Raw genomic sequence first — 17,753 nt, forward strand, 5'->3', positions numbered from 1 at the left:
GGGTGAGTGGATTCAGGATGGGAGGCATCACGGCTCGCCATGCCCGATCGCTTCCTTGCGCTTGGCCATGTAAGCCTCCAGTGCCTCGCGCACGGCGATATCCATCACTGGCTCGACATAGTCCTCCAGCGCCTTCTTCCACAGCCGCGTCGCGCGCGCCGTGGCGTCGAGCCCCCCGGCTTCCTGCCAGGCTTCGTAATTCTGCCAGTTGGACAGCATCGGCTGGTAGAAGGCGGTGGCGTAGCGCTCCAGCGTGTGCGGCTCGCCGAAGAAATGGCCGCCGGTCGGCACCGCACCCAGCGCCTCGACGGCAAGCTCCGCCTCGTTGACCTCGATCGGGCGCAAGAACTCCATCATGTGCTGGATCATCTCGACATCGATGATGAGCTTCTCGAACGATGCCGTCAGCCCGCCCTCCTGCCAGCCGGCGGCGTGGTAGACTAGATTGCCGTGGCCGAGCACGGCGCCCCACAACGCCATCAGCGTCTCGTAGGCGCCTTGCGCATCGGCGGCGTTGGAGGCCGAGCCCGGCGTGGTGCGGTAGGGCAGCCCGTAGCGCCGCGCCAATTGCCCCGAGGCAATGTTGGCCTTGGTGTTTTCGGGCGTGCCGAAGGCCGGCGCCCCCGACTTCATGTCGACATTGGAGGTGAAGGCGCCATACATGACCGGCGCGCCGGGCCGCACAAGCTGTGTCAGCACCACACCGAACAACGCCTCGGCATTCTGCTGCGCCAGCGCGCCGGCCAGCGTTACCGGGCTCATCGCCCCCATCAGCGTGAACGGCGTCACCGCCACCGACTGGCCGAATTCGGCCATGGTCATCAGCCCCTCGGCCATCATCTCGTCGAAACGGCGCGGCGAGTTGACCGAAATGATGGTGGTGATGCCGGGATCATCGCGCATCTGGTCCAGTGTCATCCCACGCGCAATCGCCATCATCTCGATGCCGTCCAGCGCCCGGCCTCGGCCGATCGCCGAGACATGGAAACTCTTGTCGGTCAGCGTGAGATTGGTGAAGTAGGTATCGAGATGGCGGGAATTCGCCGGCAGTTCGACCGGTGCGCAGACCTGGTTGCCGAGCATGTGAATGCAGTTGAAATGCTGCGCCAGCCGAGTCAGATCCGCATAGTCGCGCAAATTGCCGGCGCGGCGCCCGCGTTCCATGTCGTGCACATTTGGTGGCCCGGCGACGAGGGTGAAGTTGATGGTGTTGCCGCCCAGATGAATGGCGTTGGCCGGATTGCGCGGCGTCAGCGTATAGTTGGACTGAGTGGTCTTCAGCGCCTCGACAACCAAGCCGCGATCGATGCGGACATTCGCTGAGGCATGATCGACCTGGGCGCCGGATTTCTCGAACAGCGAAAGCGCGCGTGGGCTCATCACCTCGATGCCGAAATTCTCCAATATATGCATCGACGCCTGATGGATCTGCTCGATCTGATCGGGCGACAGCATTGCCATCGGCGGATAGGGATTTGTCACCCGCCTGAGCGGCAATTGCGGGATGGCCGACGGCCCCCTGTTGCTGGTGCGCTCGGCGCCACGTTTGCGTCTTGGTTCGTTCATGCCTGATATCAAAGCCCTGGCAAACCGGGCAAGCTGTCAGAAATACGCCATTTGCGGGCGTGATTTTAGCCACGGCGGCATTTCTTCAATAGCTGTTTAGAAAAAGCGACTAAATACGTCGGATTATCAATACGGTATCGAGCGACGCCGACGACGAAGCGTTAATGGACGCAGCAAGATTCCTTTTATGTTTTCGGTCTATTGCTCATCCAATGCGTAGTTCGAGTTTTAGTAAAATTGGTGCGGTTTGCGTGCTGCTGGCATTGTCGGCCTGCGCCACCGCGCCCAGTCACATCAACAATGTCTGCGCCGTCTTCGATCAGAACGATGGCTGGTTCGACAATTGGCAATCGGCCGCCGAACGCACACAGCGGAAATACGGCGTGCCGGTTCCCGTGCTGATGGCGACGGTGCGCAAGGAATCCGGCTTCAAGAGCAATGCCCGGCCGCCGCGCACCAAGCTGTTCGGCTTCATCCCCTGGAAACGTGTCTCGTCGGCCACCGGCTTTTCGCAAGCCCTGGACGGCACCTGGTCGCAATATCAGCGGGAAACCGGCAACTGGGCGGCGCGGCGGACGAAATTCGCCGACGCCGTCGATTTCGTCGGCTGGTATCACTCCAAGACATCGGACACGTATGGCGTCGCGCGCAACGACACCTACAATCTCTATCTCGCCTACTATCTCGGCTGGACCGCCTATGGCCGCGGCAATCGCGGCGATGCCGGCGTGCAGGGCTATGCCCGGGCCACCGAAAAGATGGCGCGGGACTATGCGCAGCAGTTGAGCCAGTGCGGCAGCTGAAAGATCTGCCGCGGTAACGTCGTTCCGGTCAGCGCGGCTTCTTGCCGAACACCTTGATGTATTCAGCCTCGCCACCCTTGGCGAGCGCCTTGGCCTGCTTGACCCAGTCGTCGCGCTCGATACGGCCGTGAAACTTCAGATGGTCGTCGACCCACTCGCGCTCGGCCTTCTTCCACGCCGCGACCTGCGCGTAGGTGAAGATGCCGAGACCATTCAGGATGCCTTCGATCTTCGGGCCGACGCCGGCGATCAGCTTCAGATCGTCGGGCTCGGCAGGCTTGCCGATGCCTGATGGTCGATTCTTGTCGACGGCGCTGGCGCCGGTCAGCGGAGCGGCCGTCTGGTTTGGTTTGGTCGGCCTCGCGGCCCGCCCGCCCGCCGGTGCCACGCGTGCATTCTCCGCCTGACGACCGTCGCCAAGCGTTCTTGGCGTGAACGGCGCGGAGGTGGCATTGGCATCGGTCGCTGGCCCGCCGGTTTCCGAAACCTCGTCGCGAACCTCGTGTTGGCGGGCTCGTGAAACGGCTTCCGTTTCCTCGGCGGCCTGCCCCACCGCGTCGGCTTCCGCGCTCGCCGTCTTGCCGTGCGGCCGGTTGGGCGGCGTGCCGACAAGTCCCGGGCCGACGCCACGCGGCCCGTCTTCCGGCACGCCCTCATGTGCCGCATGTTCCTTGTCGAACTTGATCACCGGCTCCATCTTGGCCAGCACGTCGTCGGCCAGCCAGCACAGGCTCATATGGCCATCGCCGAGATGCTTGACCGGCGGCACCTTGGTCTCGCACAGATTGTCCGGCACCAGCTTCTTGTAGCCGCAGCGCGTCTGGAACGGGCAGCCCGACGGCGGGTTCATCGCCGAAGGAATGTCGCCTTCCAGCACGATGTGGCGCTTGACCACGCTGGTGTCGGCGATCGGGATCGCCGACAGCAGCGCCTCGGTATAGGGGTGATAGGGCGGCGCGAAGATCTGGTCGGTCGTGCCTTGCTCGACGATATAGCCGAGATACATTACGACGACGCGGTCGGCGATGTAGCGCACGACCGACAGATCGTGGCTGATGAACAGCATCGTCGTCTTGTTCTTGCGCTGGATGTCCATCAGCAGCTCAGTCACCGCCGCCTGCACCGAGACGTCGAGGGCCGAGACCGGCTCGTCGGCCACCACCACCTTGGCGTCGCCGGCAAAGGCCCGGGCCACTCCGATGCGCTGCTTCTGGCCACCTGAAAGCTGGCGTGGCTTGCGGGTCTCGAAAGCCCTGGGCAGCTTCACCAGGTCGAGCAGTTCCAGCATGCGCTTGCGGCGGTCGGCAACCGTCTTGCCGACATTGAATTTCTCCAGCGTGCGGATGATCTGCGAACCGACAGAATGGCTGGGATTGAGCGTGTCGAACGGGTTCTGGAATACCATCTGGATCGACGACACGGTTTCGACACTGCGGCGCTCAATGCCGGTCGACTGGATTTCCTTGTTGCCCAGCGTCACCGTGCCGGCACTTGCCGTCTCCAGCCCAAGCAGCACCTTGGCCAGCGTCGACTTTCCGCAGCCGGATTCGCCGACGATGGCGACGGTCTCGGATTCGCGCGCCATGAACGAGATCGTCTCGTTGGCCTTGACGACACGGCCTTCGCTCGAGCCGAACACCTCGCTGCCACCGACCTTGTAGTATTTTCTCAGATCCTCGATCTTGAGCACCGGCGCGCCGGGCACGACGCGCTCATTGACCTTCTTGGCGCCGGGCGGCAGCGCTTCCCAGTCGATCTCGTTGAAGCGCACGCAGCGCGAGAAATGGCCTTCGTGACCCGCGACCTCGATCATCGGGATTTCGGCGGCGTTGCAGACGCCCTCGACGAAATGGTGGCAGCGCGGGCCGAAATTGCAGCCCTTCGGCCGCTCATGCGGCAGCGGCAGCTGTCCGGGAATGGAGATCAGCGGCCGCGAGTTCTTGTCGGCGCCGGGCAGCGGGATTGAGCGGAACAGCCCTTGCGTATAGGGATGGCGCATCCGGTCGAACACGTCCTTGATCTTGCCGGTCTCCACCGCTTCGCCGGAATACATCACGGTGATGCGGTCGCAGGTTTCGAGGATCAGGCCGAGATTATGCGACACGAAGATCATCGAGGTGCCGAACTTCTCGCCCAGCCCCTTGACCAGATCGACAATGCCCGCCTCGACCGTCACGTCGAGCGCCGTCGTCGGCTCGTCGAGCAAAAGCAGCGCCGGCTTCGACAACAGCGCCATGGCAATGACGATGCGCTGCTGCTGGCCGCCGGAGAGCTGGTGCGGATAGGAGCGCATCATGCGCTCGGGGTCGGGCAGCTTGACCGAGCGCACCATGTCCAGGGCACGTTTATAGGCTTCTTCCTTCGACACCTTGTCGTGGATCAGCGGCACTTCCATCAGCTGCTGGCCGACCTTCATCGCCGGGTTGAGGCTCGCCATCGGCTCCTGGTAGATCATCGCGATCTTGTTGCCGCGAATGGAGCGCAGCTCCTCATCGGAGAGCTCGCCCATGTCCTTGCCCTGGAACTTGATCTTGCCGCCGACTATCTTTCCGATGTTGGAAAGGTCGCGCATGATGCCGAGCGACACCGTCGACTTGCCGCAGCCGGATTCGCCGACGATGCCCATCGCCTCGCCCGGCATGACCGTGCATGAAAAATCCATGACGGCCGGGATCTCGCCCTTACGGGTGAAGAAGGAGATCGACAGGTTCTCGATCTCGATGATCGGCCCATTGGTCGGCCCAGGGGTCGGTTTGGCGGGATTTCGAACTGCCTCATTCATGGGTCGCTCCAATCCAAATTTTACCAGACGCGGGCCAGAGCCCGTCAATCAGTCTTTCATCGATTGTTCGCGCAGCGAGTCGGCGAGCAGGTTCAAGCCCAGCACGAACGACATCAGCGCGATCGTCGGCGGCAGCGCCGGGTGGATGAAGGAGCGCAGCAGGCGGCTGGCGTCCTTGATCGCGGTGCCCCAGTCCGGGCTTTCCGGCGCCAGCCCAAGGCCGAAATAGCCGAGCGTGCCGAGCAGGATGGTGGTGTAGCCGATGCGCAGGCAGGCATCGACGATCAGCGGCCCGCGCGCATTTGGCAGGATCTCCCACAGCATGATGTACCAGGGCGATTCACCGCGCGTCTGCGCCGCCGCCACATAGTCGCGCGTCTTGATGTCCATCACCAGGCCGCGCACGATGCGGAACACACCGGGGCTGGAGGCAAACACCACCGCCACGAAGATGTTGAGCTGGTTGGGATCGATATGCACGATGTGCAGCGGGTCCTTGTCGAACACAAGGCCGAGGTAGATCCAGCCGCCGACGATCAGCGTGATGCCGAGAAGGATGTACAGCCGGTCCGGCCGGTTCTTGTAGCGCGTCCAGAACAGCACGCTGAAGAAGATGATCGGAAACAGGAAGAACACGCCGGCCATCGCATAGGGGATCGGCGTGTCCATGATGCCCGGCGTCACCAGCAGGTAGAACAGCAGGATCACCGGGAAGGCCAGCACGAGGTTGGCCAGGAACGACAGCACCGTGTCGATCTTGCCACCATAATAGCCCGCCGGCAGGCCGAGCGTGATGCCGACCATCAGCGCGAAGCCGGTTGCGGCAGGCGCGATGATCAGCACGATCTGGCTGCCATAGACCATGCGCGAAAACACGTCGCGCGCCAGCTTGTCGCCGCCGAACAGATAGGTCAGTCCCGATTGCGGCTCGATGGCGCCCGGCAGCACGTCCTTCATGATTGGGACCTGGGCCAGCGGATCGAAGGGTGAGATGGTCGCGGCGAAGATCGCCGTGAACAGCCAGAACAGGCAGATGCCGACGCCGACGATGCCGACGCCGCTGTCGAACAGTTGGCCGTAGAGCGCCAGCTTCTTCTTGTAGGCGAAGCTCGTTCCCATGACGATGAGGAGTGCGATCCAGACGGGCCAGAAGCGCGACAGCACTTCGAGAACCACGGTGAAGCCACTGATGTATTGAACCGGCATCCGCTTCGCCCCCTACTGAACTCTGATACGCGGATTGAGGAACGCGTAGCCGACATCGGAAATGAGCTGCGTGATCAAGACGATGAACACCGAGACCAGCGAGCAGCCGAGCAGCAGGTCGATGTCGTTGTTGCCGGCCGCCTCGACCAGCGTGTAGCCAAAACCCTGGTAGCGGAACATCACCTCGACGATGACGACGCCGGTGAGCAACCAGGGAAACTGCAGCATGATGACCGTGAACGGCGCGATCAGCGCATTGCGCAACGCGTGCTTCACCACCACGTTGCCGAAGGAGAGACCCTTCAATCGGGCGGTGCGGATATATTGCTGCGTCATCACCTCGACCATCGAAGCGCGCGTCATGCGGGCGATGTAGCCGATGCCGTAGATCGCCAGCGTCATCACCGGCAGGGTGAAATTGTAGAAGGTGATGCCCTGGCTCGCCGAAGCCGCCGAACCGTTCAGCCAGCCAAGCCATGAGGCGAAGATGACGGTGAAGATGACGCCCGACACATATTCGGGTGTCGCCGTCGAGGCGATCGAGGCCACCGACAGCACGCGGTCGGTTCGCGACCCCTCGCGCATGCCGGCCAGAATGCCGATCAAAAGCGAGATCGGGACCATCACCGCCAGCACCCAGAACATCAGGATGCCGGTGGCGCCGAGGGCGGGAAACAGTTTCGAGGCGACCGTTGCCTTGAACTTGGTCGAGCAGCCGAAATCGCCCTCGAAGACACCGGCGAAGGTCGGCACGATCGGGTCATTGCAGAAGCTGAAACGCTGCGCCGGCTTGCCGGTCGCCGGATCGGTCACCGGCTGCTTGGGCACGACGCCAAGCCACTGCCCGTAGCGGACGAAGAAATTCTGCCGGTAGCCATGACTGACCAGCCAGCTCTCGAGCTGCTCGGCCGACGTATGCATTTCGGTCTGGCTGATCGCCAGCTTCTTCAGATTGGGTTCGAGGTTGATCAGGAAGAAGACGACCATGGTCAGGCACAGCATCGTCAAAGCCATGGTGCCAAGGCGCCTGATAACGAAAGAAAGCATGGCGGTCCCCTGCCGATGGGTTGGGGTTCGAGCCGGCTATGAAAACCAACCCTGCCGTGACCGGCGGGGCTGGCTGTCAAACAGGCCTTCGGATGCGATCAACCCTGTTTTGTTGCACGACCTTGCCCGGGAGTCCGCAACTTTTTTGAGAAGCGCGGACCACAGGGGCGGATGATGCCAAGAGCGAGGGAAAGGGACCGACGCCCCTCCCCCTTGTCGGTGCGATCAAGCCTGTTCGAGCCAGACCTTGCCGTAGTCGCGCTCGAAGGTCGGATGCATCTTGTAGTTCTGCACCGCCTTGACCGAATGGCTGTAGAGCTTGCGCCAGTACGGCTGGATCATGATGCCGGAATCCTGCAGGATCTGCTCGATGTCCTTCATCATTTCCTTGCGCTTGGCGGCGTCGGCAACGGCAAGCGCCGCATTGAGCTTGGCATCCCAGTCGGGGTTCGACCAGCCAGCCTCGTTCCAGGCCTCGCCGGTGCGATAGGCGATGGCCAGAACCTGGACGCCGAGCGGGCGCATGTTCCAATTGGTCATCGACAGCGGATACTTCGTCCAGTCGTTCCAGAACGTCGAACCCGGAAGCACGGTGCGCTTCACCTTGATGCCGGCGTCGCGCAACTGGGCAGCGATCGCATCGCCGGTGTTCTTGTGCCAGTCCTCGTCGACGGTGATCAGCTCGTGTTCGAAGTCGGCCTGGCCGGCTTCCGCCATCAGCGCCTTCGCCTTGGCCGGATCACGCGCAACCTTGGGCAGCTCGTAATATTCCGGATGGATCGAGCAGACATGGTGGTTTTCGGCGACCGAACCGGCATTGCCGTAGCCGAGCTGCAGGACGACTTTATTGTCGACCGCCAGCTGCAACGCGTGGCGCACCTTCTGGTCGCCATAGGGCTTGTTGTTGACGTTGGTGCGGCAGACGATGGTCGACGCCGTGACGATTTCCGACTTGACCAGGTCCATGCCGTCGAGGATCGACACATAGTCGGCCGAGGTCTCGAAGTTGGTGTGCACTTCACCGGCTTCGAAAGCGCTGACCATGGCTGCCGGATCGGTGCCGTAATCGATGAATTCGAGGCCATCGAGGAACACTTCGCCGTCCCACCACTTATTGTCGGTGCGGCGCTTGTAGACGACCTTCTGGCCGACATCGTAGGAGACGAGTTCGAACGGACCGGTGCCGATCGGGCAGGATTTGAAATCGCCGCCCTTCTGATCGAAGCTCTTGTGGACGATCAGGCCCGGATAGTCGCACATGTTCGGGATCAGCGCGATGTCAGGCTTGGTTAGCTTCAGCACGACCGTGTGGTCGTCCGGCTTGGTCACGGCACTTTCGTCGAGCTTGTCGTCCTTGACCAGCGAGCCGAGACGGCCGGGCATCGAATTGCCTTCGGCTTTCTTGTCGGCCCAGCGCTTCAGGTTGAAGATGATGTCATCGGCGGTGAAGGCGTCGCCATTCGACCAGGTCACGCCCTTGCGCACATGCAGCGTGTACTGCGTGGCGTCGTCATTGACGTCCCAGCTTTCCAGCAGATAGGGGCGGAACGTGTATTCGGACGTGTACTTGACCAGCGGCTCGAGTGCCTGGCGCTCGGCATTGGCGATTTCCGACCAGTCGGCCTTGCGCGGGTCCTTCGGATCCTTGATCCACTGGGCGATCTTCAGCGTGCCGCCCTTCTTGCCTTTTACCTCTTCGGCCTTCGCCGGCGTCGGGTCGGCGAGGCCGAGCAAGCCGTAAGCCATTGCCGTCGATGCACCGAAGACGCTGGCCATGGCCAGGAACTCGCGGCGATCCACCTTGCCTGCCTTGGCGTCTTCGGCCATCGCCAGGATGTGATCCGGAACGCGATCGCCATTGCTCTTGTAAATTGTCATGACTTAACTCCCATTGTTGGCTTTCCGCCTTTTAACATTCCGCATCCAGGCCATGATGTCAAAGACGGCATGGATTGGGAACATGTTAGCGAATGTGCAACTTTGGAAAGGGAGCGGTTCGCGCGATAACGACAGTCTTGGCGCAAAATTGCTACTGCCCGACCGATTCCGCTGGAATCTCGATAGTCGATTAAACTGAGCCATTTACCGAAGGCCGGACAGCGCCAGCCTTGAGCCACGATGAGGCCAAAAGCCTCATCGAAATATCAGTATTCCTTCTCGTAGAAGATACCGCCCTTGGCCTCGCCGGCATCGTTGGCCTCGCCGCGCAATTTGACGCCGCGCCCGACATTGAGGTCGATCGTCGCCTTGCCGGAGCCCGGTTTGTCGCCTTTCTGGATCGTCACATAGGTGCGGTCGTTGAGATACTTGCCGGCTGAAACCGCCGTGCCGCCCTTGTCGTCGGTGGTGACGTCCAGATCGTCGACGCCGATGGCGCTGCGCAGGTTTTCCAGCAGCGACGTCGAGCCGCCAACCCCGGCCAGTTGCCCGGCCGCTTCGGCGAGCTGGGCGATCTGCAGCGGCGACAGGTTCGACATCGAGCGCCCGAAGATCAGCTGAGCCAGCACCTCGTCCTCGGGCAGCGCCGGCACCGAGGAGAAGGTGAATTTCGGATTGGTCGCCTCGCCCGACACCAGGATGGTGACGGTGGCGCTGGTCGTCGTCGTTGTCGCCGTCAGGTTGAGGTAAGGCACCAGCGAGCCGGAGAAGCCGACCGTGCCCTCGGTGAAGGTCAGCCGCTTGCCGAGGATCGACAGCCGACCGCGCTGCAGGGTGAAGGTGCCAACCGCTTGCGGCGACGAGGCCGGCCCCGTCAGCCTGAGCGAGCCACCGAGTTCGGCATCGACGCCCCTGCCCTGGATGAAGATCTGGTTCGGCGCGTTGACCGTGACGTCGAGAGCAAGGCCGCCGCCACCGCCACCGCCGCTGGTCGTCGCCGGGCGCAGCGCCTTATCCTGTGCCCGTACCGCACCTGACGCATTCTTGTGCTTGACGTCGAGCGCCGCCAGCGAGCCCGGCAATTTGTCTGGAACCGTGATCACCGTCTTGGCGAGATTGACGGTGCCGGCAATGACCGGTGCCGATGTCAGCGGTCCCTTGATCGTCAGGTCGCCACCGAGATTGGCGGTCACCACCCTGCCATCCGTATAGCGGCCGTCGACCAGCTTGATCGACAGATCGGCCGGAAACCCCTGAGCCGGGTTGATGCCAACCGTGCCGCTGGCCGACAGGCTGCCGCGCGTCGACAGCGTTCCGGTCAGCCGGTTGATCCTGGCGACACCGCCGCCGATCGACACGTCGGCGGCGAGATCGTTGACCGCGAGACCGGAGCGCGCATCGACCAGGCGCGCGCCGGAGGTGCTGACCGAGCCGCCGATGACAGGCGATGTCGCGGGACCGCGCACCTGCACGTTGACATTGGCCGTTCCGGACAGCGACAGCCCCTGCGCGGCAAGCTTCTGGCCAAGCACGCCGAAGGGCACGGTGCCATTGAAGTCGAGCACCAGCGCCGGCGTGCCTGCCGTCGTCACTGTGCCGCCGCCCTTGAGGCCAAGGCCGGCTCCATCGCTGACATTGGCGTTGAAGGCCAGCCTGTTGGCGGCGAAGGTACCGGAAGAAGAAACACTCACCGCGCCAATTCCCGCGCCGCGGGTCTGCGACGTCTGCACGCCTGACGCGTCGATGTTGAAGGCAACGGCGGGGCTCGCCGGCGCGCCCGTCACCTTGACCGTGCCCGAGATCGAACCGGCGGCATCGAGGCCTGGCGAGAAACTGTTGGCAAGCGACATCGGCACGCGTGCCAGCGTCGCATTGATGTCGAGCGCCGTGCCGACCTTGCCGGTCACCGTCGCCGTCCCGCCACCCAGGTTGAGCACCAGCCGGTCCAGCGTCGTCGTGCCATTGGCGATGCTGACGGTCGAGGCCTGTGCGATGGCCGCCTTGATCCCCTGGACGGTCGCCTGGCCGGAAGCGAGTTCGATGGTGGTCGTGCCATTGGCCACTTTCACCCGGCCTGCGGCCTGCGCCGGAATGCCCTTGACGGTGGCGCCGCCCGAAAAGCCGGTCCAGTCGCCGTCGCGCTTCAAATCGACATTGATGCCACTGATCAAGGTACCGCCGGAGGTGACGGTGTCGGCACGGATTTTTCCGGAGATCACCGGTGCCGCCAGATAGTTGGCGATCAGCGCATCGACAGAGACGGCTTTTGCCTGGAGGTCGCCGCGCGCAATCGATGCCGTCGCCGCCTTGATGGCGACTTGTGGCGCGGTGCCATTCTTCGAGAAAGCGATCGTCCCGCGCACGTCGCCTTCGGCCTTTTCCAGCGCAAGTGCCGCCAGCGGACCGATATCGGGCAGATCGAGCGCGATGGTGCCGACCGGCACGAACTTCTCATCCAGCGCCAGATCGCCGGAAATCCTGTTCTTGCCGAGCGACAGCAGCAGTCCATTGATGGCGCTCTTGCCGTCGGCAGTCGCCAGCACCGCACTGCCTTGCAGCGCCTGGCCGGCGACATTGCCGGTCAGTTGCACATTCGCCGCCGGATTGGCGGCATCGGCCTTGCCGGTGGCGGTGAGTTTCAGGCCGGTGATCTCGCGCGCCGCCACCAGAAGCCGGTCGCTATTGACCGTCAGCGACAGATCGGGCGCGGTGGCCGGTCCTTGCGCATTCAGGGCGAAGGCAATGGCGCCCTTGGCGTCCTTCGACAGCAGGGAAATGTCGGTGAGAGCACCGCTGATGTCGGCGGCGACCTTGTTGTCGGCGAGGCTGGCCTGACCCTCGGCAGTCAGCGCACCCGAGGCCAGCTTCAATCCATCGACATTGACATTGCCCGATGCATCGCGCTTCAGCGCAGCACTGAGTTGCGTGCGCTCGGCAAGCACGCCGCGCACCGCGGCCGGCAGCGCTGCGGAAGCCGCATCAGCTTTCAAATTGAGATCGATGGCGCCGTCGGCCAGCGATATCCGGCCGCTAAAACCACTGTTCAGCGCATCGCTCGTCACCGAGCCGTTGTCGATGGTGACGGCGTCCGTGGCGAGGCTGCCGGCAACCTTGGCCGTGACCTTGCCGGCGATCAGCGGCGCGATGGTCGGATTGTCGAGACCGATCCCGTCGGCCGACACAGTGCCGGAGATCGGACCCGTCCGGGCCTTCAGATCGAAAGCATCGGAATGCAAGGCGACCGCGACGCCCTCGACCTTGGCCAGCTTGGTGGCGACCGAGGGCAGCGTCGCCGAAATGTCGAGCCGTGGCTGCGTGCCCTGCCCGGCGGCTTTCAGCGACAGCGCCTGCAGTTCGAGCTTGATCGGGCTTTCCGCGCTGCCCAGCGTCAGCGGCAGGCTTGGACCGGTCGAGGCGAGGTCGAGAGCAAAATCGCTAGCGCCGTTGGGATTGATTGTGCCTGTCGCCTTGCCCGAAATCTTGTCGCCGGAGAGCGTCGCGTGGTCGAGGGCGACGCCGCCGGCCATGGTGTAGCTGCCGGCCGCGTCGAGCGCGAGCGGCCCGAGTCCGGCCTGGCGAGTCTGACTGGTTTCGACACCAGCCAATTGCGCGTTGAACCGAACCTCGGGAGCCGACGGCGACCCGGTCACTTCAGCGGTACCGCCCAGTGTTCCCACGGCATCGAGGCCGGGCGAAAATTCATTGGCGAGTGCTGCCGGCAGTGCTGAGAATTGCGCTACCAGGTCGAGCGTCCGACCGGCGGTGCCGGACAGCGTCACCGAGCCGCCACCGACATCGAGCGCCAGTTTTTCGATGCTGGTCGTGCCATTGGCGATGGAGAGCGTCGATGGCTGCGCGATCGCCGCCTTGATGCCACGAACCGTGGCCTCGCCAGAGGCGATCTCGACGCTGGTGATGCCGTCAGCGATCTTCACCCGGCCTGCAGCAGTCGCCGGAATGCCCGCTATGGTGGCGCCGCCGGTAAAATTGGTCCAGTCGCCATCGCGCTTCAGGTCGACGCCGATGCCGCCGATTTCGGTGCTGCCGGAGGTGACGCTGTCGGCCTTGACCGAACCGGCGATCGCCGGGGCCTTCAGATAGTTGGCGATCAGCGCGTTGACGGTGATCGCCTTGGCCGTCACCTCGCCACGCGCGATCGACGTGCTCTTCGCGTCGATGGCGACCGAGGGCGCGTCGCCATCCCTGGCGAAGCGGATGGTGCCGTCGATGTCGCCCATCACCGCCTGGCCGGCGAGCGCGGCCAGCTGATCGATGGCGGGCGCGGCGAGCGTCAGCGTGCCCAAGGGCATGAATTTGTCATCCAGCGCGAGATCGCCCGAGACCTTGTTGTCGCCCAGCGAGATCAGGAAGCCGTTGATCGACCGCTTGCCTTCGCTCGTCACCAGTGCCGCCTTGATGTCGAGCGGCTGGTCGTTGACGGAACCGGTCAGCGAGACATTGGCGGCGGGGTCGGCGATGTCGGCCTTGCCGCTCGCGGTCAGCTTGATGGTCTTCACCGTGCGGCCCGAGGCCGTCAGGCTGTCGCTGTTGGCGGAGACCGTGAAATCGGGCGCGGTGCGCGCACCCTTGGCGCTGAGCGAGAAATCGATGCCACCCGCAACAGGGACGCCGACCATCGGCGACAGCACCGAAACGTCACCCAGCGTGCCCGTGATGTCGGCCTGGATGTCCGTGCCTTGCGCGCTGGCTGTGCCGCTGGCGCTGAGCGTGCCGGAGGTCAATGAGATCGAATTGGCGGCAAACGACCCCTGTGGATCGCGGGTCGCGGCGGCCGAGAATTTCACCCGGGCGCCGAGCACCGAGGCGATCTGCGGCGGCAAGGCCGTCGCCACCGCATCGGCATTCATCTTGAGCCGCATCGACAGGTCGGCAAGCGCCACCGTCGCCGTCAGCGAGGCATTGACCGCATCGGAGCGCAACGTGCCCTGGTCGATAACAATGGCGTCCTTGCTGACCGACCCGGCCAGATCGACATTGACTTTGCCGGTGATCAACGGCGCCAGCGTCGCCACGTCGGTTTTGAGACCACCCGCCTCCAGCTTGACGGCAACCGGCCCGGCGCGATTCTGGATGTCGAAGCCGTCGGAATGAATTTGCGCCGCTAGATCGTCCAGTCGCGTGCCGCCGGCGACAATCGACACGAAGGAGGCGCCGATGTCGATGATCGGTGCCTTGCCGTCGCCGAACGCGCGGGCGGTGGCGTTGCTGATCGCCAGCGTGATCGGCTGTGCCTTGCTGCCGACGCTGATCACCACGGGGGCGCCCTTGGCGGCGAGTTCGACCGAAAGGTCGCTGGCCCCGGCGGGATCGACGATGCCGGATGCGTTGCCGTGCATGGCATCGCTGTCGATGTTGGCGCGATCGACACTGACGCCGCCGGCTGACGTGGCGGTGCCCGCCACATCGAAGCTGGTCTTGCCGGCAAACAGCGCCTTCAAATTCTCCGGCAGGAAGCGGGCAAAGTCGCCGTCACCCTTGGCCTCGACGTGATTACCCTTGTCGGTCAGTTGATGGCGCCCGGTGAGCTGGGTGACGATCTGGCCGTCGACAACGAAGGTACCGATGCCGCTCCAGTTGGCCAGTGGCCCCGTCCCCGAGACAATGATTTCGACCGGCGGCGCATCAGGCAATTTGAGCAGGTTGGCGATGATGCCGCCCGCCGGTTCCGATGCCTTCAGATCGAGGTCGAGCTTGTTGTCGGCTGGCGCGAAATGGACTTTGGCCTCGACATTGCCTTGCTTGCCGTCATGGCGGGTGACGTTGAGCGTCGTCTCGACCGCCAGCGGCGCGGCGTCGGCCTTGAGCATGCCCTTGGCGGCGAGTTCGGCAATGCCGCTGCCGGCCAGATCCTGCCCAAGCGCGATTTCGGGCAGGTCGATCTGCTTGATGTCGAGCGAGACCGGCAGCGTCGTCGTGCCGCCGCTCTGCGCTGGCTGCGTGCTGGCCACAGGCAACCGGGCCAGTTCGATGCGCTCGGCCGCGATGCGCTCGGCGCTGAAGCTTTTCGACAACAACGCCAGCGGCGACCAGTCGACGGCGACCTTGCGCGCCACCAGCCAGGCGCCCTCGCGATCCTCCACCACGACATGGTCGACGCTGAGCGCGCCCGACCAGATGCCGTCAATGCCGCTGACGGTGATCTTGCGATCATCGCTCGATGCCAGCCGCGAAATGATGCCGGCAAGATTGTCGCGGCCACGCTCTGTCTTGGTCAGCACCACCAGCGCGCCGATCGCTCCGGCGACCACGATGAGCAGCGTGTAGAAGACAATGCGAAGGATGCGTCTGAATATCTTCATCGCTCAGAACGCCTGTCCGATGCCGGCATAGATGCCGAAATGCGGATCACTGGGGTCGCGGTTGAGCGGCACGGCGGCGTCGATGCGCAGCGGCCCGAACGGCGTGACATAGCGCAGGCCGATACCGGCACCGACCTTGACGTCGGAGAAATTGGGGACCGCCTTCGTCGACACTGTGCCGGCATCGACGAACGGGACGATGCCTATCGTGTCGGTGATGGCGATGCGCATCTCGACCGACGTCTCGAAGAACGACAGGCCGCCGATGGGCTGACCGGTAGGATCCTTCGGGCCGATGCCCTGATAGGCGTAACCGCGCACCGAACCGCCACCGCCGGAATAGAAGCGCCGGTCCGCCGGCACATTCTGAAGTCCGGTGCCGACGATCGAACCGACCGCGACGCGTTCGGCCAGCACGAACTTCGAGGCCGAATCCAGCGACTGATAGGCCGACCCCTCGCCCTTCAACTTGAGGAAGGCCGCACCGCTCAGAATGTCGTAGCTCGGCTCGGCATAGGCCAGCACCCGGAAGCCGCTGGTCGGGTTCAGCCTATTATCTCTGTTGTCATAAACATATTGCAGCGGGATGCTGGCGATCAGGTACTTGTGCTTGCCGAAGGCGTCGTGGATTCGGGAATAGTCGAGTGACACTTCGGCGGACACTGTCTGCTTCTTGGTCAGTTCGTAGGACAGGCCTGTGCTGCCCTTGACCGAGAAATGGTCATAGGCATCAGGATGTTCGAGCACTGTCTTGAGACTGGCAAAGAACTTTGACGCCGGTCCGATCACGCCCGGCTTTTCGAACATGATGCCGGCATTGTAGTTGAGCTTGCTGAGATTGTTGCTGCCGATACCGCTGATGGCGCCGTCGATGCGCAGCTTTTCGGCCCGGCCAAACAGGTTGCGGTGGCCCCAATAGCCTTCCAGGCCAAGACCCTCGGTGTTGGAGAACGTGCCGCCGACGCCGAAAAAGCGTGGCTTGCGCTCGCTGACCTGGACGCCGATGGGAATGTTGCCGTCGGCATCGAGCTTGTCGGCTTCCTTGAACGTCACGCTGTTGAAGACCTCGAGCGCCAGCAACCGGTCGCGCGCATCGCTGATCTCGTCGGGCGAGTATTGCCGGCCGCGCTTGAGGCCGGTCATGTATTCGGTGAAATCGCGGTCGACCTTTTCGGTGCCTTCTACCGTGGTGTCGCCATAGCCGGCGACCGGCCCCGCGGCGACCGTCAGTGTCACGTCGAGCGTCGAGGTGGCATGGTCGGCAACGATCTGGCGGTCGGTCACCTTGGCCAGCGGCCTGCCCTCCTGCTTCAACGCTCGCACGATCAGCGCCTCGGCCTTGAGCACGGCGCCGGAGCCGGCGTCGCCGCCGGCGATCAGCCCATAGTCGGCGCTCATCAGCCCCGCCGCATCACCATCAAGCCGGATATTGCCCAAGGTGAATTTCGGCCCGCTGGCGATATCGATGACCACTGGGACCGGCTGCGGGCCCTTGAATTCGGCATCCGGCGGCAAGTCATCCAACGGCTTGCCGTCGATGGTGATGGTGACGACGCCTTCATAACGGGCATCGGCATAAAGCGCGGCGACCAGTTGTTCGCGATCGCTGCGCGCCTTGGCCATCAGCCCGAGCGAGCCGGAAACCGGGCGCTCCTCGTCGCTTTTCAGGGCCGAGGCGTTTTCGAGCTTCTTGACGAGATCCTTGTCGGCATCGGGCGCGGAGATGGTCACGGCATAGCGGAGCGGATCGACGATGTCGGCGTCCTCGTCGTTCGACGCCCCCCACAGCTTGATGCCGAAAAGCTCGAAAGCGGCCGCCGGCCGCGATTCGGCGACAAGGGCGGTCGAGCAAAGCATGGCCAAAAGCAGGGCGCGCGGAAGCACGCGCCCTGGCGCGATACCTCCTGACATCTGCTCTTCATGCGCCGGCATTAAGACAACCTAGGTTGAAAAACTAAAATTGGAATGAAGTTCTGAAGCGCTCGTAAAGGAGCCACAATCCAATTGTCTGAAATAGGCCGGGCTTGGAATTCACACCTTTTGCGTCGCCGCAAGAAAGCGTGATCCCCTGTCCTATGGAGGTTACTACCGGCCATTGGCCGGAAAGGAAACCGTTGGCAGGCGGAACCCTGCCGCGTCCTTGTGTTGACA

General features: G+C 63.5%; 8 protein-coding genes and 1 pseudogene. 1 reads left to right on the forward strand and 8 read right to left on the reverse strand.

Going from position 1 to position 17,753, the window contains the following annotated elements; all coding sequences use genetic code 11:
• Nucleotides 1–27: 27 nt before the first annotated feature.
• On the reverse strand, nucleotides 28–1,566 hold the full coding sequence (locus BPNPMPFG_RS08945; RefSeq protein ID WP_258594793.1) for a trimethylamine methyltransferase family protein: 1,539 nt from the start codon (nucleotides 1,564–1,566) through the stop codon (nucleotides 28–30).
• Nucleotides 1,567–1,778: 212 nt separating this feature from the next.
• Between BPNPMPFG_RS08945 and BPNPMPFG_RS08950 the strand changes: the two genes are divergently transcribed.
• A complete protein-coding gene (locus tag BPNPMPFG_RS08950) occupies nucleotides 1,779–2,369 on the forward strand; it encodes a transglycosylase SLT domain-containing protein (RefSeq protein ID WP_258594794.1) in 591 nt (196 codons plus the stop codon).
• A 28-nt stretch (nucleotides 2,370–2,397) separates the two neighbouring features.
• Here BPNPMPFG_RS08950 and BPNPMPFG_RS43610 read toward each other — a convergent pair whose 3' ends face one another.
• From BPNPMPFG_RS43610 to BPNPMPFG_RS08980, 7 genes and pseudogenes are all read right to left on the reverse strand, one after another.
• Nucleotides 2,398–2,757: a helix-hairpin-helix domain-containing protein gene (locus tag BPNPMPFG_RS43610; RefSeq protein ID WP_495885007.1), complete on the reverse strand. Its 360-nt coding sequence runs from the start codon at nucleotides 2,755–2,757 to the stop codon at nucleotides 2,398–2,400.
• 84 nt (nucleotides 2,758–2,841) lie between these two features.
• Nucleotides 2,842–5,151: pseudogene (locus BPNPMPFG_RS08955) on the reverse strand (dipeptide ABC transporter ATP-binding protein); the annotation flags it as partial.
• A gap of 48 nt (nucleotides 5,152–5,199) precedes the next feature.
• On the reverse strand, nucleotides 5,200–6,357 hold the full coding sequence (locus BPNPMPFG_RS08960) for an ABC transporter permease (protein WP_258594795.1): 1,158 nt from the start codon (nucleotides 6,355–6,357) through the stop codon (nucleotides 5,200–5,202).
• 12 nt (nucleotides 6,358–6,369) lie between these two features.
• Nucleotides 6,370–7,404, reverse strand: a complete 1,035-nt coding sequence (locus tag BPNPMPFG_RS08965; RefSeq protein ID WP_258594796.1) for an ABC transporter permease — start codon at nucleotides 7,402–7,404, stop codon at nucleotides 6,370–6,372.
• Nucleotides 7,405–7,629: 225 nt separating this feature from the next.
• The gene (locus BPNPMPFG_RS08970) at nucleotides 7,630–9,282 is read right to left on the reverse strand and encodes an ABC transporter substrate-binding protein (RefSeq protein WP_258594797.1); all 1,653 of its coding nucleotides are present in this window, start codon (nucleotides 9,280–9,282) and stop codon (nucleotides 7,630–7,632) included.
• A 266-nt stretch (nucleotides 9,283–9,548) separates the two neighbouring features.
• Nucleotides 9,549–15,602 carry a translocation/assembly module TamB domain-containing protein gene (locus tag BPNPMPFG_RS08975; RefSeq protein WP_258594798.1) on the reverse strand — a complete coding sequence of 2,018 codons (6,054 nt, stop codon included), beginning with the start codon at nucleotides 15,600–15,602 and terminating at the stop codon, nucleotides 9,549–9,551.
• Between the two features lie 3 nt (nucleotides 15,603–15,605).
• Nucleotides 15,606–17,534, reverse strand: a complete 1,929-nt coding sequence (locus tag BPNPMPFG_RS08980) for an autotransporter assembly complex protein TamA (RefSeq protein WP_258594799.1) — start codon at nucleotides 17,532–17,534, stop codon at nucleotides 15,606–15,608.
• Between the last annotated feature and the right edge of the window lie 219 nt (nucleotides 17,535–17,753).

The sequence above is a fragment of the Mesorhizobium sp. AR07 genome, from assembly GCF_024746815.1.
Taxonomy (GTDB): Bacteria; Pseudomonadota; Alphaproteobacteria; order Rhizobiales; family Rhizobiaceae; genus Mesorhizobium.